Annotated in this window: 1 protein-coding gene; it reads right to left on the reverse strand. The window is 70.3% G+C overall.

Going from position 1 to position 1,192, the window contains the following annotated elements; all coding sequences use genetic code 11:
* Positions 1 to 1,192 (reverse strand): TIM-barrel domain-containing protein (locus SSNG_RS03100; protein WP_007262335.1); only part of this gene is annotated, 1,192 nt, incomplete at both ends.

Genomic DNA, 1,192 nt, shown 5'->3' on the forward strand with positions numbered 1-1,192 from the left:
TCGTCGGGGTACTCCAGGACCATCGCCCGGGTGCTGGGCACTCCGGTCTCGTGGGCGGTGCGGCTCATCGTGTACAGGTAGGGCATCAGCCGCATCTTCAGCTGGAGGTACTTGCGGTTGACGGACAGGTAGGGCTCGGCGAAGCGCCAGGGCTGCTTGTCCTGGTAGCCGGCCGACGGGTTGACGGCGCCCCATCCGGACATCGTCATGAACGCGGGGGTGAAGGCCTTCCACTGGAGGTCGCGGGCGTACGTCTTGGGGCTGCCGCCGAAGATGCCGTCGATGTCGCCGGAGGCGTAGTTGAGGCCGGACAGGCCCGCGCCGGCGATGGCGGGGACGTGCCAGCGCATGTCGTCCCAGGTGCCGTAGGTGTCGCCGGTCCAGACGACGGCGTTGCGCTGGGTGCCGGCCCAGCCGTCGACGGTCCACACGTACCGGCGGGCGTCGGAGTTCTTCTCGATGCCGTCCACGGCCTGCTGGACGCCCTGGAAGGCGGTCTTGTAGCCGCCGCCGATCCATGCCACGTCGGTCTTGACGCCCCGGCTGCCCGCGCCCGCCACCTCGTCGGCGATGGAGCCGAGTCCGGTGGAGGTCCACAGGCCGGTCTGGAAACCCTTGGCCTTCAGGGCGTCGACGGTGGACTTCAGGGGCGCGGTGTAGCCGCAGCCGTAGCCGTCGTTGGGCAGGAACCAGCCGGAGGGCATGTCGGCGGCGCGGGCGTCGGCGGCGTAGCCGGCCACGTCGGGGGTGGTCTGGTGGCGCGGCCGGTCGTGGTCGCCCTGGTAGGCGGGGTTGGAGGCGTTGAAGCAGTCGGCGTTGCCGAGTTCGAAGCCCCACATCGGCGCCATGAAGGGTTTGCCGCTGACGTCCGTGTAGGCGTCGAGGACGGACTTGAGGGAGTCGCCGGTGAAGTACCAGGCGTCGAAGCGGGTCTCGTCGTGGGTGAGGGCGGTGGGCGCGTCGAAGGAGTACGAGCCCGGGGCCCAGGTGTTGCGCATGACGCCGTAGTCGTTGGTGGACATGTAGAAGGGGGCGGGGCTGGCGTTGTCGTTCTCGCGCCACTTGTTGTCCACGGCCACGGGCACCGTCTTGCCGCGCAGCGCCCACTCGCCGAGGCGCAGGCCGGTGCCGTAGAACTGCTCGTCGGCGCCGCGCGCCAGGTACTGGGTGGTCTTGCCGCCGCCCCAGCCGG

Source organism: Streptomyces sp. C, assembly GCF_000158895.1.
In the GTDB taxonomy this organism is placed as follows: domain Bacteria; phylum Actinomycetota; class Actinomycetes; order Streptomycetales; family Streptomycetaceae; genus Streptomyces; species Streptomyces racemochromogenes.